This is a genomic window from Tardiphaga sp., assembly GCF_025356345.1.
Taxonomy (GTDB): Bacteria; Pseudomonadota; Alphaproteobacteria; order Rhizobiales; family Xanthobacteraceae; genus Tardiphaga.
This window is the reverse complement of record NZ_JANXTC010000393.1, coordinates 40,056-59,827: the sequence shown is the minus strand read 5'-3', so window position 1 is coordinate 59,827 and position 19,772 is coordinate 40,056. Positions and strand designations below refer to the sequence as shown.

Annotated in this window: 16 protein-coding genes; 8 read left to right on the top strand and 8 right to left on the bottom strand. The window is 64.0% G+C overall.

Annotated features, from left to right (window positions below):
* Window positions 1–180 precede the first annotated feature (180 nt).
* Complete coding sequence (locus Q0S16_RS24215; protein WP_295854373.1) at window positions 181–1,830, top strand: SGNH family hydrolase; 1,650 nt, start codon at window positions 181–183, stop codon at window positions 1,828–1,830.
* Window positions 1,831–1,931: 101 nt separating this feature from the next.
* On the opposite strand, the gene Q0S16_RS24210 is transcribed toward Q0S16_RS24215, so the two are convergent.
* The gene (locus Q0S16_RS24210; protein WP_295854368.1) at window positions 1,932–2,294 is read right to left on the bottom strand and encodes a CsbD family protein; all 363 of its coding nucleotides are present in this window, start codon (window positions 2,292–2,294) and stop codon (window positions 1,932–1,934) included.
* A gap of 171 nt (window positions 2,295–2,465) precedes the next feature.
* Between Q0S16_RS24210 and Q0S16_RS24205 the strand changes: the two genes are divergently transcribed.
* Both Q0S16_RS24205 and Q0S16_RS24200 read left to right on the top strand, forming a co-directional pair.
* Entirely contained in the window at window positions 2,466–3,971 is a 1,506-nt protein-coding gene (locus tag Q0S16_RS24205; protein ID WP_295854366.1) for an HWE histidine kinase domain-containing protein, read from the top strand.
* Window positions 3,943–4,326 carry a response regulator gene (locus Q0S16_RS24200; RefSeq protein WP_295854363.1) on the top strand — a complete coding sequence of 128 codons (384 nt, stop codon included), beginning with the start codon at window positions 3,943–3,945 and terminating at the stop codon, window positions 4,324–4,326. The genes Q0S16_RS24205 and Q0S16_RS24200 overlap by 29 nt, the downstream gene beginning before the upstream one ends.
* A gap of 25 nt (window positions 4,327–4,351) precedes the next feature.
* On the opposite strand, the gene Q0S16_RS24195 is transcribed toward Q0S16_RS24200, so the two are convergent.
* From Q0S16_RS24195 to gltB, 3 genes are all read right to left on the bottom strand, one after another.
* Window positions 4,352–4,705 (bottom strand): hypothetical protein, encoded by a 354-nt coding sequence (locus Q0S16_RS24195; RefSeq protein WP_295854360.1) that lies wholly within the window; start codon window positions 4,703–4,705, stop codon window positions 4,352–4,354.
* Window positions 4,706–4,931: 226 nt separating this feature from the next.
* Window positions 4,932–6,389, bottom strand: a complete 1,458-nt coding sequence (locus tag Q0S16_RS24190) for a glutamate synthase subunit beta (RefSeq protein ID WP_295854357.1) — start codon at window positions 6,387–6,389, stop codon at window positions 4,932–4,934.
* 108 nt (window positions 6,390–6,497) lie between these two features.
* Entirely contained in the window at window positions 6,498–11,237 is a 4,740-nt protein-coding gene (gltB, locus tag Q0S16_RS24185) for a glutamate synthase large subunit (protein ID WP_295854354.1), read from the bottom strand.
* A gap of 822 nt (window positions 11,238–12,059) precedes the next feature.
* Here gltB and Q0S16_RS24180 point away from each other — a divergent pair.
* From Q0S16_RS24180 to Q0S16_RS24170, 3 genes are all read left to right on the top strand, one after another.
* On the top strand, window positions 12,060–12,530 hold the full coding sequence (locus Q0S16_RS24180) for a hypothetical protein (RefSeq protein ID WP_295854351.1): 471 nt from the start codon (window positions 12,060–12,062) through the stop codon (window positions 12,528–12,530).
* Window positions 12,531–12,625: 95 nt separating this feature from the next.
* Window positions 12,626–13,030: a hypothetical protein gene (locus Q0S16_RS24175; RefSeq protein ID WP_366517858.1), complete on the top strand. Its 405-nt coding sequence runs from the start codon at window positions 12,626–12,628 to the stop codon at window positions 13,028–13,030.
* 2 nt (window positions 13,031–13,032) lie between these two features.
* Window positions 13,033–14,502, top strand: a complete 1,470-nt coding sequence (locus Q0S16_RS24170; protein ID WP_295854348.1) for a methyl-accepting chemotaxis protein — start codon at window positions 13,033–13,035, stop codon at window positions 14,500–14,502.
* Between the two features lie 64 nt (window positions 14,503–14,566).
* Here the strand turns inward: Q0S16_RS24170 and Q0S16_RS24165 are convergent, their stop codons facing one another.
* Complete coding sequence (locus Q0S16_RS24165; RefSeq protein ID WP_295854346.1) at window positions 14,567–15,058, bottom strand: Hsp20 family protein; 492 nt, start codon at window positions 15,056–15,058, stop codon at window positions 14,567–14,569.
* Between the two features lie 195 nt (window positions 15,059–15,253).
* Here Q0S16_RS24165 and Q0S16_RS24160 point away from each other — a divergent pair, with 195 nt between their 5' ends.
* Window positions 15,254–16,201, top strand: a complete 948-nt coding sequence (locus Q0S16_RS24160; RefSeq protein ID WP_295854344.1) for an alpha/beta hydrolase — start codon at window positions 15,254–15,256, stop codon at window positions 16,199–16,201.
* A gap of 14 nt (window positions 16,202–16,215) precedes the next feature.
* Window positions 16,216–16,854, top strand: coding sequence for a LysE family translocator (locus Q0S16_RS24155; protein WP_295854340.1), 639 nt, complete (start codon window positions 16,216–16,218; stop codon window positions 16,852–16,854).
* 2 nt (window positions 16,855–16,856) lie between these two features.
* On the opposite strand, the gene Q0S16_RS24150 is transcribed toward Q0S16_RS24155, so the two are convergent.
* From Q0S16_RS24150 to hisN, 3 genes are all read right to left on the bottom strand, one after another.
* Window positions 16,857–17,609 carry a sulfite exporter TauE/SafE family protein gene (locus Q0S16_RS24150; protein WP_295854337.1) on the bottom strand — a complete coding sequence of 251 codons (753 nt, stop codon included), beginning with the start codon at window positions 17,607–17,609 and terminating at the stop codon, window positions 16,857–16,859.
* A gap of 109 nt (window positions 17,610–17,718) precedes the next feature.
* Window positions 17,719–18,399, bottom strand: coding sequence for a Crp/Fnr family transcriptional regulator (locus tag Q0S16_RS24145; protein ID WP_295854335.1), 681 nt, complete (start codon window positions 18,397–18,399; stop codon window positions 17,719–17,721).
* A gap of 346 nt (window positions 18,400–18,745) precedes the next feature.
* Window positions 18,746–19,525: a histidinol-phosphatase gene (hisN, locus tag Q0S16_RS24140; RefSeq protein ID WP_295854332.1), complete on the bottom strand. Its 780-nt coding sequence runs from the start codon at window positions 19,523–19,525 to the stop codon at window positions 18,746–18,748.
* Window positions 19,526–19,772 lie beyond the last annotated feature (247 nt).

Genomic DNA, 19,772 nt, shown 5'->3' with positions numbered 1-19,772 from the left:
CCCGCCAGGCTTCCAGGCGTTCCATGGCGGCACGTCGCCGCGGCGCTAACCCTGATGCTGATAATTCGGTGGCGCCCTTGACGGGCCGCCCGTGGCCGAGCTTATGCGCATGATTGCCCGCTTGCGGCCCGAATCCGGTAGTATGCAGGCGTGGAATTGTTCCGGTCGCGGTCGAGGCGCATGTCCCAGAAGCCGACATCCAGATGGCGTTTCGACAGCTTGCGCGCCGAGCGCGGCCCGCTGATTGCGCTGGCTGTGGCGATCGGCATGCTGTTCGGCATTGTTGCGCCGGCCTCCGCGCAGTTTTTCAATTTCGGCGGTCCACCGTCGCCGCCGCGCCAGCAGCAGCGCGGGGGCGGGTATGGTGGCGGCTGGTTCGGCAATGACAGCCCGTTCTTTGCTCCATTCCAGCAGCAGGCGCCGCGGCGCGTTCAGCCGCGCGATGACTATTCCCGCGCGCCGTCGCCGGAAAAACGCGACGGCGCGGCGGCGCCGGAGCGCAATGTGCTGGTGCTCGGCGATTCGATGGCCGACTGGCTGGCCTATGGCCTGGAAGACGCCTATTCCGAGCAGCCCGATATGGGCGTGATCCGCCGCCACAAGACGGTGTCCGGCCTGCTGCGCTACCAACCGAAAGGCGATCCCGCCGATTGGGCGGCCGCGGCCAAGGGCATTCTCGCCACTGAAAAGCCGGATGCGATCGTCGTGATGCTGGGACTTAACGACCGCGTTGCGATCCGCGAGCCTGACAAGCCCGCCGACAAGAAGGGCGCCAAGAAGGACGACAAGGCGAGTGGCGCCGAGGCGGCCAGGCCGGGGCCCAAGCCCGAGGCGGAAATCGCCGATGATGCCGATATCGCCGACCCGCCGCCGATCGCGGCGCCCGACCGCGGCAGCCGCGCCGGCGGCAATGCGGTGGCCGAGTTCCGCGACGACCGCTGGGTCGAGCTTTATTCCAAAAAGATCGAGGAAATGATCGGCGTGCTCAAGGCCAGGGGCGTGCCGGTGCTGTGGGTCGGGTTGCCGGCGGTACGCGGCGCCAAGGCCACCTCGGACATGCTGTTCCTGGACAATCTGTACCGCGACGCCGCCGGCAAGGCGGGCATTACCTATGTTGATGTCTGGGATGGTTTCGTCGACGAAGCCGGTCGCTTCCTGCAGCAGGGCCCGGACTTCGAGGGCCAGAATCGCCGGCTGCGATCCTATGATGGGGTGTATTTTACCAAGGCCGGCGCCCGCAAGCTGGCGCATTATGTCGAGCGCGAGATTACCCGTTTGCTGGCCGGGCGGTCGGCTCCGATCGCGCTGCCCAGCGAGCCCGCAACCCCGGACGCCAGCGTCGTGCCCGGCGCGCCGCCGCCACGGCCGCTGGCTGGCCCGATCATTCCGCTGGTGGCGTCCTCGGTCGGCACCGACCAGTTGCTCGGCGGCGCCGGCACCCGGCCGATCGCTGCCGATCCACTGGCGATCCGCATGCTGCTGCGCGGCGAACCGCTGGTGGCGCCGGCCGGCCGCGCCGATGATTTCGTCTGGCCACGTCGTGAAGTCGGTCGTCAGGTCGCGCCGAGCGAGGCGCCGGTGGCGGCGATAATTCCGGCCGCCGTGACTGGCCCGGACGGTCTCGTTCCGGTCATGGCGGCGCCGGCGCCGCCCAAGCCGAAGAAGCCTCGCCCGGTGGCCGCCAACGAGCCGTCAATCGGCAGTTTCTTTGGCTTCGATAATACGCCGCGACAGAACGCGCCGCAGCCACCGCGCCCGCGCAATAACGGGCCGCGTCCGCCGCTCGAGCTTGGGCCTTCGGCGTCCGGTCCGGGTTTCTTCACGCGGTAGTCGGTTTCGAGTTATCGAAGCGCTCCTGCGAGCAACGAAAAATCCCCCGGTCTTTCGACCCGGGGGATTTTTTTGCGGCAAATGTTGACCAGCCGAATTGCTCAGTAGCCCCAGCGGTTAGGGCGTCGCGCCGGCGGTCGGGTCAGCAACATTGCGAGGGCGAAACCAATTCCACCGGCAACCAGCAGGGCGCCGAGCGGATTGTCTCGCACCTGCTTGACCACGGCCTGGCTGCCATCGCGGTATACATCGCTGTCGATGGCGTCCTTGGCGTAGCTGGTCGCAGCGTCGGTAGCGTCGCGCACCGCGTCCTTGGCCTGGCCATAAAGGTTCTGCACGGTGCCTGACGCTTCGCGAGCGCGGCCCGAGGCCTCCGTACGGGAATCCCCGGTCATGTTGCCCACAACGCCTTCAACCTTGCCGGCGGCATCTTTCGCGGCGCCCGCGATACGGTCCTTGTCCATGTCATCCACTCCGTGAGGAAATTCTCGGACATTTAATTCACAAGGTGGCTCCGGGTTCCGCGTGGTTCGGCGAGGTGGCAGGGCCGCTGTGCTTGCGAGAAGGCAGGCGGTGCGTCACCAACCGGACGAATGCGGTAGCGTCATTGCCGCGCGGCTGCGAAGTGAGGAGTGATGTCCGACGTACCGGCGCTGGTCGCCGATTTGATCCGACTGGAAGGTCTCGGACTGTACAACATTCTCGATACCGCCGCGGAGGTCGGCTTCGACGATGTGGTAATGCTCGCGCGCCGGCTGTGCAACACGCCCATCGCTTTGGTGAGCCTGGTGGCGGAGCGGCGACAGTGGTTCAAGGCGGAGGCCGGTCTTGGTATCTGCGAGACGCCGATCGAGCAGTCGGTGTGCGCCCACGCGATCGCGCAGGGGTCTACACTCAATATTCCTGACCTGACGCAAGACCCGCGGACGTGCGACAATTCCCTCGTGACCGGCCCGCCCTTTATCCGATTTTATGCCGGGGCCCTGCTACGAACTCCCGAAGGACTGGTGCTGGGAACCGTGTGTGTCATCGACACGGTTGCGAGACCGGGCGGGCTCAACGCTGACCAGATCGGTTCGCTGGAGGCGCTGGCGCGTCAGGTGATGATTCAGCTGGAATTGCGCCGCGCCAAGATCGAGGGCGATCAGCTGGCGGCGGCGCAACGCGCCAATGAAATGCGGCTGCGCATGGCGCAGGAAGCCGGAAAGATCGGCAGCTTCGAAATCGACATCCCGACCGACCAGATGACCGTGAGCGAACAGTTCTGCCGGGTCTACGGTCTGGAGTATCAGCCGCTGACACGCCCCGAGGCGGTCGAGGCGCTGGTGTTTCCGGAGGACCGGGTTGAAATATCGACCCGGGAACGGCGCCAGCATGCGGACATGCCGCTGGTCGTTGAATACCGCATCCGCAAGGCAGACACCGGCGAGGTCGTCTGGATATCGCGCCGGGCGCAGTTCGAACTGGATGCCGAGGGACAGCCGGTGCGCATGCTGGGCACCGTGCATGACGTCACCGACCGCAAGCTCGCCGAAGCGCAGCTGCGGCTGGCCAATCTCGAACTTGGCCACCGGATGAAAAATTCGATGACGCTGGTGCAGGCGATCGCGTCGCAGACCCTGCGCAACGTCGCCGACCGCGATGCTGTCAATGCCTTTACCCTGCGCATCGCCGCGCTCAGCCGGGCACAGGACATGCTGGTGAACCAGAGCTGGGTATCGGTTCATATGCGTGACATCGTGGCGAGCGCGGTGGCCGCGCATGGCGAGCGCGCGCAGTTCATCCTGACGGGGCCGGAGGTCGACCTCGACCCCAAAGCGGCGCTGTCGCTGTCGCTGTCGCTGCTGCTGCATGAACTGGCGACCAACGCGGTGAAATACGGCGCGCTCAGCGTGCCGCGGGGGAAGGTCGCGGTGACCTGGTCGAGCAGCGGAACCGAACTCACTTTGGGCTGGGTCGAAAGTGGCGGGCCCGTGGTTCAGCAACCTCATCGAAAGGGGCTGGGGACGCGACTGATTGACATGGGTCTGCTTGGAACCGGTGGGGCCGTGAAGCGTTACGATCCCTCAGGCTTCCGCGTTGAATTTTGCGCCCCGATTGCCCTGATTGAATATGGCGGTGATGGTGGTACGCTCGGCTGACAAACAGATCGTATTGGTCGTCGAAGACGAACCGATGCAGTTACTGATGGCAATCGACCTTGTTGGGGACGCCGGCTTCGAGGCGGTGTGCGCCAGCAATGCCGACGAGGCGGTCGCCATCCTGGAGGCGCGCACCGACATTCGTCTGGTTTTCACCGATGTCGACATGCCTGGCTCGATGGACGGCATGAAGCTGGCTGCCGCGATCCGGGGGCGCTGGCCGCCGATCGAGATCATCATCGTCTCGGGCCACCGCACGGCGAATCTCGATCAGCTTCCGGAGCGCAGCCGGTTTTTCCAGAAACCGTACGATGCCCAGGCAATCATCGCGGCTATGCACGAACTGGCGGCGTAATGCTCCGGCGTTGAACCGGCTCAGCTCAGTTGCCTTCCAGTTGCGCCTTGTAATCGTCGAGCACACCCTGCACGCGGTAGCAGCTCGAGGAATCCGCGGAGAACGGCGCCCAGCGCTTCAGTTCGACAACATAGACCATCGATTCTTTCAGGCCACGCGCGTAGCCGTTTTGCATGTGGATGAGGTCGGTCGGGGAGAGATAGTTATTGAGCGCCTTGATCAGCGCCTCGGTCTGGCCCGGCGTGATCAGGTTCAACGTCTCGCATTGCGCCGCCGCGGCGAAGAATGATCCCGCGCTGGAGGCGACGCTTCTAGGCATTGCCAAAGCCGGAATGACAGATAGGCCGAGCAGCACGATTCCCGCCGCAAGCCACCGCATGACACGGATCGAGCGCGGAATACAATCAGCTGGCGTGCGGGTGAAGTCGTCAATGCGGATGGTCACGGCACGGTGGTGCCGGCGCAATCGTACTTTTCTGTGGTGACCCGATGGCATCGGGAAATTATCCACGTGGCTGTTGCACCGAAATTGCTATCACCGCGTTTTTCACGGCGGTGGAAACCGGTCCCCGCTTTCGCGAGGGCCGAAAGCTACTTCGCAGTTCCTAGCGCGGTAGCGTGGTGGCGCCCATCAGGAACTGGTCGATGGCACGGGCGCATAGCCGGCCCTCGCGGATCGCCCACACCACCAGCGACTGGCCACGGCGCATGTCGCCCGCCGAAAACACTTTCGGCAGCGAGGTGGCGAAATCGGTGAGCGCGGCGCGGACGTTGCCACGCTGGTCGAGATCGACGCCCAACGTCTTCAACATGCCGTCATGGAGAGGATGCACGAAACCCATCGCCAACAATACGAGGTCGGCCTTGAGTTCGAACTCGCTGCCGGGGATTGGCTTGAACTTGTCATCGACCTGCACGCAGTTGAGCTTCTCGACGCGGCCATCGGCGCCGGTAAAGGTCTGGGTCAGCACGGCGAATTCGCGCTTCGCGCCTTCCGCCTGGCTCGACGAGGTCCGCATCTTCAGCGGCCAGTTTGGCCAGGTCATAGCCTTGTCCTCATGTTCCGGCGGTGCCGGCATGATTTCCAGCTGCGTTACCGAGGTCGCGCCCTGGCGGAACGAAGTTCCGATGCAATCGGATCCGGTGTCGCCGCCGCCGATCACGACGACATGCTTGCCGGTGGCGAGGATCTCGTTGACCTCGCCGAGCGGCTCGTGGCCGACGCGGCGGTTCTGCTGCGGCAGGAAGTCCATCGCGAAATGGATGCCCTTGAGGTCGCGGCCCGGGATCGGCAGGTCGCGACCGGCCTCGGCGCCGCCGGTCAGTGCGACCGCCTCATAGGTCTTCAGCAGTTCGGCGGGATCGACCGCGCCGGGCGCGCTGCCGCCGACCGGTGAATTGTAGTGAAAAGTGACGCCTTCGGCTTCCATCTGCGCGACGCGGCGGTCGATGACATGCTTTTCCATCTTGAAGTCGGGAATGCCGTAGCGCATCAACCCGCCAGCCTTGCCGGCCTTCTCGAACAGATGCACGTCATGGCCGGCGCGGGCGAGTTGCTGGGCACAGGCCATGCCGGCCGGACCGGAGCCGACCACGGCGATCTTCTTGCCGGTCTTCACCGGGGCGATCTCGGGCTTCAGCCAGCCGTTTTCCCAGGCCTTGTCGACGATGGCGCATTCGATGGTCTTGATGGTGACGGGGTTGTCGTCGATGTTCAGCGTGCACGACGCCTCGCATGGCGCCGGACAGATGCGGCCGGTGATCTCCGGGAAATTGTTGGTGGAGTGCAGGTTGCGCGACGCCTCTTCCCAGTTGCCGTTATAGACAAGGTCATTCCAGTCCGGGATCTGGTTGTTGACCGGGCAGCCGGGCGTGCCGGGCTGAACCGAGCCGGTGCCGTGGCAATACGGGATGCCGCAATTCATGCAGCGCGCCGCTTGGTCCTTGGTCTCTTTTTCGCTCAGCGGAATGACGAATTCGCCATAGCCCTTGAGGCGCTCGGACACCGGCGCGTAGTTGCGATCGTGACGATCGATTTCGAGAAAACCTGTGATCTTGCCCATACGACTTACTGCCCCAAACCGTCTCTAGCTATTCGTCATTGCGAGGTCGCGGAGGACTGCTTCGCAGTCTTCCCCGACCTCGCAATGACGGCGAGTTTATTCCTGGTGTTACGCCCCGATCGCGATTTTCGGTTCGGCGTCGGCATTGGCCTTCATTTCCTTCAGTGCGCGACGGTACTCTATCGGCATCACCTTGCGGAATTTCGGCAGCCAGCTCTTCCAGTCGGCGAGGATCATCGCTGCCTTGGCCGAGCCTGCATATTTGGCATGGCGCGAGATCAGTACGTGCAGCCGCTCAACGTCCGACGCCAGCAGGTCGGCGAACACGTCGACCTTGCCATGGGCCTCGAGATCACCGCTCTGGTGGAAGCTGTTTTCGGCGATCATCTCCTCCGAAAGCACCGGCTCCAGTTCGACCATCGCCATGTTGCACAGCTTCGCGAAGTCGCCATCCTCGTCGAGGACATAGGCGATGCCGCCGGACATGCCGGCCGCGAAGTTGCGCCCGGTCTTGCCCAGTACCACGACAACGCCGCCGGTCATGTATTCGCAGCAATGATCGCCAGCGCCTTCGACCACCGCGATGGCGCCGGAGTTACGCACGGCGAAGCGTTCGCCGGCGACGCCGCGGAAGTAGCACTCGCCCTCGATCGCGCCGTACATCACGGTATTGCCGACGATGATCGACTCTTCCGGCACGATGCCGGAATTGGTCGGCGGCCGAACGATGATCTTGCCGCCCGACAGGCCCTTGCCGACATAGTCGTTGGCTTCGCCTTCGAGATCGAAGGTGATGCCGCGCGCCAGCCAGGCGCCGAACGCCTGGCCCGCCGTGCCCTTCATCGACACCTTGATGGTGTCGTCGGGCAGGCCGGCGTTACCGTAGATCCTGGCAATGGTGCCGGACAGCATCGCACCGGCGGAGCGGTTGGTGCTGTTGATCTCGATATCGATCTTGACCGGCGCGCCGCGGTCGATCGCAGGCCCCGCCTGCGCGATCAGCGTACGGTCGAGCACGGCCTCGAGGTGATGGTCCTGGGTCTCCGAGTGGTAGATCTTCTGGCCGGGCAGTTCGGGCTGGCGCACGAACAGCTTGGAGAAGTCGAGTCCCTTGGCCTTCCAGTGCGAGACCAGCGCGCTCTGGTCGAGCATCTGCACCTGGCCGACCATCTCGTTGAAGCTGCGGTAGCCGAGCGTCGCCATGATCTCGCGAACTTCCTCGGCGACGAAGAAGAAGTAGTTGATGACGTGTTCGGGCTGTCCGGTGAAGCGCTTGCGCAGCACCGGGTCCTGCGTCGCGACGCCGACCGGGCAGGTGTTGAGATGGCACTTGCGCATCATGATGCAACCGGCCGCGATCAGCGGCGCGGTGGCGAAGCCGAACTCGTCGGCGCCGAGCAGCGCGCCGATCACGACGTCGCGCCCGGTGCGAAAGCCGCCATCGACCTGGACCACGATGCGGCTGCGCAGCCGCTCGCGCACCAGGGTCTGGTGGGTTTCGGCCAGGCCGATTTCCCATGGGGAGCCGGCGTGCTTGATCGAGGTCAGTGGCGAGGCGCCGGTGCCGCCTTCGAAGCCGGCGATGGTGACGTGGTCGGCGCGCGCCTTGGCGACGCCCGCGGCCACGGTGCCGACGCCGATTTCCGACACCAGCTTGACCGAAACCATGCCCGAAGGATTGACGTTCTTCAGATCATAGATCAGCTGCGCGATGTCTTCGATCGAATAGATGTCGTGATGCGGCGGCGGCGAGATCAGGCCGACACCGGGCGTCGAATGGCGCACGGCGGCGATCGTCGCGTCGACCTTGTGGCCGGGCAGCTGGCCGCCTTCGCCGGGCTTGGCGCCCTGCGCCATCTTGATCTGCATCATGTCGGAATTGACGAGATATTCCGTCGTGACGCCAAACCGCCCGGAGGCGACCTGCTTGATCGCCGAGCGCATTGAATCGCCATTGGCCATCGGCTTGTAGCGATCAGACTCCTCGCCGCCTTCGCCGGTGTTCGACTTGCCGCCGATCCGGTTCATCGCGATCGCCAGCGTGGTGTGGGCCTCGCGCGAGATCGAGCCGTAGGACATGGCACCGGTGGCAAAACGCTTGACGATGTCTGCTGCGGATTCGACCTCTTCGAGGGCGATCGGCTTGCGCTTCTCCTGCTCGGCGGTCTTGATCTTGAACAGGCCACGCAGCGTCAGCAGCCGCTCCGACTGCTCGTTGAGAATCTTCGCAAAGGCGCGGTAGCGCTCGAGCGAATTGCCGCGCGCGGCGTGCTGCAGCAGCGACACCGACTCCGCGTTCCAGGCATGGTCCTCGCCACGGGTACGATAGGCGTATTCGCCGCCGACATCGAGCGCGGTCTTGTAGATCTGAATGTCGCCGAACGCCTCGCTGTGGCGACGCACGGTTTCTTCGGCGATCTCGGGCAGGCCGACGCCTTCGATCTGGCTGTGCGTACCGGTGAAATACTTGGCGATGAATTCAGCCTTCAGGCCCACGGCGTCGAAGATCTGCGCGCCGCAATAGGACTGGTAGGTCGAGATGCCCATCTTCGACATCACCTTGAGCAGGCCCTTGCCGATCGACTTGATGTAGCGCTTGACGAGTTCGTAATCCTCCAGCGCGGTCGGCAACTTGTCCTTCATCGCGATGATCGATTCGAAGGCGAGATAGGGATTGATCGCCTCCGCGCCATAACCGGCGAGACAGGCGAAGTGATGCACTTCGCGCGGTTCGCCGGACTCGACCACCAGGCCCACCGACGTGCGCAGGCCGGTGCGGATCAGATGATGATGCACGGCGGCGCAAGCCAGCAGCGACGGAATTGGAATCCGGTCCGAACCGGCCATCCGGTCGGAGAGGATAATGATATTGACGCCTTCGCGCACCGCGCCTTCGGCACGGGCGCACAATTCGTCGAGCACCTGCTCCAGGCCCGACGCGCCAAAGCCGGCGTGGAAGGTCGTGTCGAGCGTGCGCGAGACAAAGTTCGATTCGGCGACGTCGGTGATAGAGCGGATCTTTTCCAGATCGCCGTCGGTGAGGATCGGCTGTTTGACCTCGAGGCGCTTGGTGCTGGTGGTGCCGCCCTTCAGGTCGAACAGGTTCGGCCGCGGCCCGATGATCGAGACCAGGCTCATTACCAGCTCTTCGCGGATCGGATCGATCGGCGGATTGGTGACCTGCGCGAAGTTCTGCTTGAAATAGGTGAACAGCGGCTTCGGCTTGTCGGACAGCGCCGAGATCGGCGTATCAGTGCCCATCGAGCCCGAGGCTTCCTCACCCAAGGCGGCCATCGGCGTCATCAGGATCGAAACGTCTTCCTGGGTATAGCCGAACGCCTGCTGCCGATCGAGCAGCGGCAGGTTCGAGCGCAGGCCCTTGGCCGGCGCGTCGGGCAGTTCCTCCAGCATGATCTGGGTCTTGTTCAGCCACTCGCGGTACGGATGGCTGGAGGCCAGCGATGCCTTGATCTCGTCGTCGGGAATCAGGCGGCCCTGCTCGAGATCGACCAGCAGCATCTTGCCGGGCTGCAGACGCCACTTGGTGATGATGTCCTCTTCCGGAATCTTCAACACGCCCATTTCGGACGCCATCACGATGCGGTCGTCGCGGGTGACGAGATAGCGCGCCGGCCGCAGGCCGTTGCGGTCGAGCGTGGCGCCGATCTGGCGTCCGTCGGTGAAGGCGAGCGCGGCCGGGCCGTCCCACGGCTCCATGATCGCGGCGTGATATTCGTAGAAGGCGCGCCGCTGCTCATCCATCAAGGGATTGCCGGCCCAGGCTTCTGGAATCATCATCATCACAGCGTGCGGCAGCGAATAGCCGCCCTGCACCAGGAATTCGAGGCCGTTGTCGAAGCAAGCGGTGTCGGACTGGCCCTCATAGGAGATAGGCCAGAGACGGCTGATGTCCTTGCCATACAGCTTGGAGTGGATCGAGGCCTGCCGCGCCGCCATCCAGTTGGTGTTGCCGCGCAGCGTGTTGATCTCGCCATTATGCGCGACCATGCGATAGGGATGCGCCAGCGACCAGGTCGGGAAGGTGTTGGTGGAGAAGCGCTGATGTACCAGCGCCAGCGCGCTCTCGAAATCATGTTCGTGCAGATCGGCATAATAGCTGCCGAGCTGGTCGGCGAGGAACATGCCCTTGTAGATCACGGTGCGGCACGACAACGAGCAGGCGTAATAGCCGGCGAGGCCGCGGTCGCGACGCTGGTAGATCGCTTGCGAGATCGACTTGCGCAGGATGTACAGCCGGCGCTCGAAATCATCCTCCTTCATGACGGTATCGCCGCGACCGATGAACACCTGCATGTTGGCGGGTTCGGTCGGCTTGACGGTCTCGCCGAGCGACGAATTGTCGGTCGGCACTACGCGCCAGCCCAGCAGGGTCAGGCCTTCGGCCTTGATCTGGTCGGCGATGATCCCCTTGATGACCTGGCGCCACGCGGTGTCGCGCGGCATGAACAGCGCGCCCACGGCGTATTCGCCGGGGGCGGGCAGGGTAAAGCCGAGCTCGGCGGTCTTGCGGGCAAAGAAAGCGTGCGGAATCTGCACCAGAATACCAGCGCCGTCGCCGAAGCGCGGATCGGCACCGGTCGCGCCACGGTGTTCAAGATTGCACAGGATGCTGATCGCGTCCGCCACGATCTGGTGTGATTTCTTGCCCTTGATGTTGGCGATGAAGCCGACGCCACAGGCGTCCTTCTCCTGCGAAGGGTCGTAAAGACCCAGCGCGGGCGGGCGCCAGCTATGCAGTTCGCGGGCGAATTCAGCCGGTTTCAACGCCGAGTCCGCCGCCAGCGCATCGGTTTCGATCAAGTGGCGCTCGTGCTGTGACTCGCTCATCTTCGTCCTCTCAAACCCCGTGGGGTTTTGCCAAATCCGTCGGCGCACCTTGGGCGGTCGCGGAACCCCCTAGGGCCACCGCTCGCGCGCCGCGAGCCTCGATTTAAGAATGTAGACTGTGATGCCCATCGTCCGCGGTGGCCACCCAAGTTCCGTCATTTCGGGCGCCTCTACCAAGAGGCCGGCACCCGCATACGTTGCAAGCCCTGTGCCGGGTATGCCACATAAATAGAGACAGTAATGCTGTCCTAACACTGACTCTGCCAAATTTTTTTCTATCACACAAGCGCCGGCAAGTCCGCGCCGAACATGCGCATTCAGGCAGCCAAAACGCGTTGTAATGCGAGTTTGCGGCATTCGGTGCCGCGATCCGGCCAAAGCGCTGCCCAATTTGACGATCAGCCTCTGCCCTGTCCATCCGTTTGTCCGGTGGGTGCGTTGCACCGCCGCGCGGGTGGACAGGGCGTGGACCAGGATCTGGCCACGCTCCGGGCGCGGGGGCGTTCATGGAGCATGCAATGAAATATCTTCTGGGATGGGCGGCCTCGCTCGGCATGGCGGTCACGGCCGCCGCGGCGCAGGCCCAATCGCTGCCGCCGATGAAGAGCGATCTTCCACCATTTGTCCATATTTCTGATGTTGGCGGTCCCTATGCGGCGATACCACCCAGCTATGGCGACGGTTACGCGCGCTTCGCGCCGCCAATTCTGCCGCCGCGGGAGATCTACGCCATCCTGCGCGAAAGTGGCTTTTCGCCGCTCGGCGCGCCGCGGCAGCGTGGACTCGTCTATACCGTTTCGGCGATCGACCGGGATGGTGAGGATGGCCGGATGGATCGATGCCCGCAGCGGCCGTATCCTGCGCTTCATGCCGGCATGGCGCATGGGCGACCGGATGGGCAACGAGATGGTGACGCGCTACGGCCCGGCTGGCCCGCCGCTCGATCTTCCGCAGTATCGGCGTGCGCCGCCGCTTCCGGTGCCCTTGCCCAGGATTGCCAACCGGACGCCAGGCGTCCCGTTGCCAAAGGCGCCACCGGTTCGCGCCGTGGCAAGACCAGCCAAGCCGGTGGTCGCGCCGGTCACCGTCGCCGTTCCGCCGGCGCCACCGGCCGCCGCCGCGGCGCCCGCCGAACAATCCGCTGTGGTCACGCCAAAGCCAGGCGAGGTGCGCGTGATCCCCCTCACCGCGGCCCCCGCCGCTCCGCCCGCCGATGCCAAACCCACTGAAACCAGACCCATTGAAACCAAGCCCGCCGAAACCGCGGCCCCTTCGGTGCAGGGGCTGGAGTGAGGTAGCGTGGTCCCGACGGTCGTCCTTGCTCAGGCGGGGACGACCTTGACGTTGGCGGCCTTGATGCCGGGCGGGCCGCGCATCACCATGCCGGCATGGCCGCGGCACATTATACCGTTGGCGTCTTCAGTCGCCGTTTAGCTTTGTCTGATAAGTATTATATTATGCATAATGGTACCTCATCACGCTTGATCTGGGCTCCCGCGGTCGGCTTGTTGCTCATCAGCTGGCTCGCCATCGCCGGCCTGTCGCTGCAGACCCGGCCCGATGCCGAGGTGATCGCGGTGCTGTTTCCACCATGGTGGAATTCTCAACAGATCTTCGGTGCGGCGGCGGCGGCCAGCGCCACGGTTGTGCGACTGACCGGCGTCTCCACGCTGCTGATTGTTCGCCCGGACGACCATGATGGTCTGGCGCGGCTGCGTCGCGCCGGCGTCTTGCTGGCTTTTGACCCTCAGGCAATTGCTGCCTGCCTTAATATTAAAACCAAGGACATTTGACGATGACGACAGAAAGCCAAGGCCTGCACGCGCTTCGCGAAACCGCCAGCAAGACGCTGATCACGCTACTCTGGTTGCACGTCGCCGTCGCCGCCATGATCGGGCTGGCGCTCGGTCGGGAGGTGGTCGGGCCGGTGCTTTTCGCGGCCATGCTGGCCGGCGCCGCGACATTGTCGTGGCGGACCGCCGGCAACGGATCTTCAACCCGCCTGGTGGTAGCGGTCGCGGTGATCGGCGGCGCTTCGCTGTTCACCTATCAGCTGTCGGGAAATGCATGGCAGATCGATACCCACATGTATTTCTTCGCGTCGCTGGCTTGTCTGGTCGCCTATTGTGACTACCGCGCCGTGATCGCGGGCACTGCCGCGGTGGCGCTGCACCATCTGATGCTGAACTTCATCGTTCCGGCGGCGATCTTCCCCGGCGGCGCCGACTTCGGCCGGGTCGTGCTGCATGCGCTGGTGCTGATCATGGAAGCCGGCGTGCTGGTATGGCTGGCGCACCAGCTCGAAGTGTTGTTCGCCACGACCGAGCAGAAGACCGCTGAGGCGGATGCCGCCAATGCCGCCGAGGCCCGCGGCCGCGCTGAAAATGCCGAAGCCGAGCGCCGCCTGAAGGCAGAGTCGGACGCGGCGATGCGCCAGTTGGCGACCGATTTCGAACGCAAGGTGGGCCATATCATCACCGCCGTGGCGGTCGCCTCGGGCGAGATGCAGGGCATGTCGTCGTCGATGAGCAACAACAGTACGGAGGCGGCCCGGCAGACGGCGGCCGCGGCCGCGGCCTCGACCCAGGCCTCGCTCAATGTCGGCACGGTGGCGTCCGCCGCCGAGGAACTGACCGCCTCGATCACCGAAATCGCCCGACAGGCGGCGCGCTCGGCGGAAGTCGCCGGCAAGGCCACCGAGGAAGCGCGCCGGACCAATGAGGTGGTCAATGGGCTGGTGCTGGGCACCGACAAGATCGGCGAGGTCGTGACGCTGATCCAGAGCATCGCCAGCCAGACCAATCTGCTGGCGCTGAACGCCACCATCGAGGCGGCGCGTGCCGGCGAGCACGGTCGCGGCTTTGCGGTGGTTGCCAGCGAGGTCAAGGCGCTGGCCAACCAGACCGCCAAGGCCACCGAGGAAATCGCGCAGCAGATCCAGGCAATTCAGAACGCCACCGGCGAGGCCGTCACCGCGATCGCCGGCATTGGCGGCACCATCGCCGAGATCAGCGAAATTTCCAACGCCATCGCCGCCGCGGTCGAACAACAGGGCGCCGCGACCAGCGAGATTGCCGGCAATGTACAGCAGGCGGCCAGCGGCACCAGCGAGGTCAGCGCCAATATCGCCGGCGTCGCCCAGACTTCCAGCGAGGCCGGCGTCGCGGCCTCGCGGCTGCTGGACGCGGCCAATGGTTTGTCGTCGCAGTCGACGATGCTGAAATCGGAAGTCGACCAATTCCTCGGATCGGTTCGCGCGGCTTGATCGCAAAAAATGCGCCCCGGTTCCCGGGGCGCATGCTTATTGGCAACGTAAGATAACCAGCTTCTTACGCGGCGACCTGCTCGGCGGAGCCTTCGACGATTTTCGGCGCCGCAACCGCACTGGTGGTGCTGATCGGAATGCTGCGCGGCTTCTTGGCTTCCGGAATCTCGCGGACGAGATCGACATGCAGCAGGCCGTTCTCCAGCGAGGCATTTTTTACCTGCACGAAGTCGGCGAGCTGGAAAGCCCGCTCGAAGGCGCGGGCCGCGATGCCACGGTACAATACCTCGGCCTGCGGCGCGGCGTTCTCGTTGGCGGCCTTTTCGCCCTTGATCGTCAGGGTATTTTCCTTGGCGACGATCGAGAGTTCATTGGCGGCAAAGCCGGAGACGGCGACGCTGATGCGGTAGTCGTTCTCGCCGGTGCGCTCGATGTTGTAGGGCGGATAGCCGGGTGCGCTGTTGTCCGCAGTCTGGCCAGACTGGTCGAGCAGCGAGAACAGCCGATCGAAACCGACGGTGGAACGGTAGAACGGGGTCAGATCATAGGTACGCATGGTAGTCCTCCATTGAGCGACTGATTGAAGCAAACCCGCCCGCCATCGGGCCGGGCTTTCATGGCGTGCAGCCTAGATCAGGCCTGCACGAAGGTGATATGGGAGGGGGCAGGCGGCTCGCAAGAGGTCTCCAACGAAGCTTTTTTCGCGCCGCAGCCCTTGATTTCCAGCGATTTTCACCCAGCCGGTCCGCTCATGACGCTTGTCTCGATTCCCGCCAACCCGGTTCCGGACAACGTCGTCAGCGGCACCATCAAGACCCCCGACGGCGCCGAATTGCGGTTCGCGCGCTGGGCGCCGCCGGCTGGCCGCCGGGGCACGGTCTGCGTCTTTGCCGGTCGCGGCGAATGCATCGAGAAATATTTCGAGACCGTGCGCGACCTGCGCGATCGTGGTTTCGCGGTGGCGATGATCGACTGGTGTGGCCAGGGCCATTCTTCGCGGCAGTTGCGCGATCCGCGCAAAGGCTATGTCCACGACTTCGCTGATTACGAGATCGACGTGGAAACCTTCGTGCAGCAGATCGTACTGCCGGATTGCCCGCCACCCTATTTCGCGCTGGCGCATTCGATGGGCGGCGCGGTGATGCTGCGGATTGCCCATGCCGGCAAGCGCTGGTTCGACCGCATGGTGCTGTCGGCACCGATGATCGACCTGCCGGGCCGCAGCACCAGCTTTCCGGTGCGCGCGCTGCTGCGGGGGATGCGGTGGACCGGGCAGGGCGGCAATTACGTGCCCGGCGGCGGCGGCACGCTGGTCGGCAACTCGCCGTTTGTCAGCAACCAGTTGACCGGCGATCCCGTGCGCTATGCGCGCAATGCCGCGATCCTCGAGGAGGACCCGACGCTCGGCATCGCCTCGCCGACGGTGGCCTGGGCGGATGCCGCCTTCAAGGCGATGCATGAATTTCGCGAGGCCAGCTACCCGGTGAAGATCCGGCAGCCGATCCTGATGATGGCGGCGAGCCAGGACACCGTGGTGTCGACGCCTGCGATCGAGGAGTTCGCTTATCATCTGCGCGGCGGCTCGCATCTGGTGATCGCCGGATCGCGCCACGAGATCCTGCAGGAGCAGGACCGCTACCGGCAGCAGTTCTGGGCCGCGTTCGACGCCTTCGTTCCGGGTACACCGCTTTTCAAGTAGCAGGATATCTCGCCATGCTCGGCATCCATTCGCTCTGGCTGTTCGTGCTGTCCGGACTGCTGCTCAACATCACGCCGGGGCCGGACACGGCCTATATCGTCGGGCGTAGCGTGCAGGTTGGCTGGCGCGGCGGGGTCGCGGCGGCGATGGGCATCAGTGCCGGGTGCCTGGTGCATGTATTCGCGGCGGCGATCGGTTTGTCGGCGGTGCTGGCGGCGTCGTCCGTTGCCTTTACGGTCGTGAAATGGATTGGCGCGGCCTATCTGCTCTATGCCGGCGTGCGGATGTTGCTCTCGCATGCGCCGTCGCTGTCGCCGGAGGCCGCGTCCGGGCCCCGCGGGCTGACGATGCGGCAGATCTTCTGGCAGGGCGTGCTGACCAACGCGCTGAATCCGAAGGTGGCGCTGTTCTTCCTGGCGTTCCTGCCACAATTCGTCGGGGCGGATGCGCCGAGCAAGGCTCTGGCTTTCATCGCGCTCGGTCTGATTTTCATCGGCACCGGCACGGCGTGGAATCTCGGTATGGCGGCATTCGCGGCGAAGGCGGCTGGCAGGGTCCGGCGGTCGTCGCGCGCATTGCTCTGGCTGAACCGCGCGCTCGGCGGCATGTTTGTCCTGCTCGGAATACGCATGGCGATGCTGCAGAACCGGTAGCGCTATTTCAAGAACGCATAGGTCGCATTGCCGGTGAGATAGATTCCGAGCAGCAGCATCGCGACCAGAAACCAGCGGCGGAATGCTTCCGGCTGTAGTCGCGACCGCACCGCCTGGCCGACAAACATGCCGGCAAAGGCCGCGGCCATGCCGACCAGTCCGGGCAGAGCGGTGGACGCATTGAGCACACCCGCGCTGGACAGATTGAAGGCCTGCGCCAGCGTTGCCACGGTGAAGTAGACCCCGAGCGCCTGTACCAGTTCGTCCTTCTCCATGCCGATTGACTGCATGAAGGGCATCGAGGGGATCACCTGGATCCCGGTGGCGGCCGCGATCGCCCCGGTAATCAGGCCGACAACGCCACCAACCCATCCTTCATGGGCCGTCGCCACGATAAATTGAAATTTGACCAGGCTGACGATGGCGTAGATCACCAGCAGGATGCCGAGCACGATCGGCGCGTAGCGTGCGTAGGGGCCGATCATAAGTCCGCCACACGACCAAATCGCCACCGCGGTACCCAGCATCAGCGGCCACAGCCGCCGGATGATGTCGCGCAGATAGGGGCCGACGAACGTCTGCCAGATATTGGTAAAGATGGCAGGGGCGATGACAATGGCCAGCGCTTGCACCGGCGGCATGGCGACGGCGAGCAGGCCCATCGACACCGTTGGCAGACCCAGGCCGATGACGCCCTTGACGAAGCCGGCCAGCGCGAACGCCGCGGCAATCAGAATGATCATCGAATCGGGCATGGCGACATCTTGGCCGATCCCCGAACAAGGCACAATCTGGCGGCGCCCCGGCTGGCCGGCGGTACTGTCCACCAGCCGTGCGACATGCCGGAATGAAACCAGTCGCAGTTCAGGTCAGCGTGGCGGAATGATCGATCAGGGTCTGGTAGCACTCGCAGGACACGCGCTCCAGCGCCGGACGATCGACGATCTTGATGACGCCGCGGGAATAGGAGATGACGCCGTCACTTTGCAGCTTGCCGGCCACCTCGGTCACCGAGGTGCGCCGGACACCAAGCATTTCCGCCAGCAATTCCTGGGTCAGCCCGACGACGTCGGTGCCGGCGCGATCAGCCGATTGCAGCAGCCAGCGTGCGAAGCGGGCCTCTACCGGATGCAAGGCATTGCAGGCAGCGGTGATGCGGGCCTGGGTCAGCAGCACCTCATTGTAATGGATGCATATGTTGCGCAGCGGCTCGCTACCAGCGACGACCTTGCGGAAATTGGACGAGGAGATCTTGCTGGTTGTCGTCGGCAACTGTACGACGACGCGTACCATCAATTTGTAGAGGCCGAGACCAGCCATCGCACCTACCACGCCCTCGCGGCCGACGGTGGCGGTTTCGATCGCCTTGCCATCCCTCATCACGGCCAGCAGCGACAGCATGCCGTTGTGCGGGAAGTAGATCTGGTCGACCTCGTCGCCGGTCTCGAGCAACACGAGATTCTGCGGGAACGTGGACGTCGTTAAATGCGGCGCGAGCAATGCAAAATGTTCACGAGGTAATGAGGCGAGTAAGCGATTGCCCATTGGGTCAAGATGCGAAAAAGTCAAAGGTGATTACCTACCCGATCGGTCGGGCGTATTTCCGCAGGGGTGAGAAGAGCGCTCCGAGATAGCGTTCTGCGGGAACCCATTGATATAAGAAGCATAGTGGGCGTTTGTCGGTACGGTACCGGTCTTAGAGGCACTCAAGATTGCAACCCGAAAAAGGCAATAGCCAATTGTGCTGCAATGGATAGCGACGCGGCGGATGATGAGTAGGCAAAGTTTATTTTGTCGGGGAGCGTACGAATCTCGCTTTTTTTACGAATTTCCGCAAGAATAAGTCTTTTTTAGGACTCGCGCTGCGCGTGTCCGCGTGGCTGATCCAGCGTCAGCGGTTGAGTCGTTTCAGCGCCGCTTCGTGAACGCGGGGATCACCGGCCGCGACAATGCGCCCGCCACCTTGCGCGGGCTTTCCTTCCCACGTCGTCACCACGCCACCGGCGCCGGTGATGATCGGAATCAGGGCGGCGATATCGTAGGGCTTTAGATCGGTTTCGATGACGAGGTCGACATGGCCGGCGGCCAGCATGCAGTAGGAATAGCAATCGCCGCCGTAGCGGCTGAGCCGGACGTCTTGCTCGACCGCATGGAAGATGTCGCGGTCGCTGTCATTCATCAGCCGCGGGCTGGTGGTGAACATCACAGCCTCGCCGAGCGCAGCGCAGCGCCGCGCTGCCAGCTTGCGGTCACCGCTGGGCCCCTGGTAGCGCGCCGAGCCGCTGTCGCCGCTGAAGCGTTCGCCGATATAGGGCTGATGCATCATGCCGTAGACCGGGGTGCCCCGGTGTAGCAACGCGATCAGCGTGCCCCAGATCGGGAAGCCGGAGATGAAGGACTTGGTGCCGTCGATCGGATCCAGTACCCAGACATATTCAGCGTCTTCGCGTTCGCTGCCAAATTCCTCGCCGACGATGCCGTGCTGGGGAAAGTTCGACTTGATCAGCCGGCGCATCACCGCCTCCGCGGCGCGGTCGGCCTCGGTCACGGGATCGAAATCGTAGCTGCTCTTGTTGTCCACGCTCAGCGAGGTCCGAAAAAACGGTGCGATGGTCTCGCCGGAGGCCGTCGCCAGTCGGCCGATGAAGGCAGTAAAATCAATGACCGTCACGGCTGCATCCTTTGCGGTACCGGTTTTCGCCGGGACTCGTGCCCGACCTTGGGCTCGCCGCCTGCTATACCGCGTGGTGTCGCTGGCCGCATCTCCGATCGCAACAATCCGAGCGGATTTTCGCGGGCGCATAAGTAAATGAATCGCGTTTCGATTTCCCCAACGCATCCCCCAACGTTCGTCAAAAGTGCATAATTAAATGAATATTGGTTCACTACTAAAGATCAATCACGTTTTCGTCATTTCT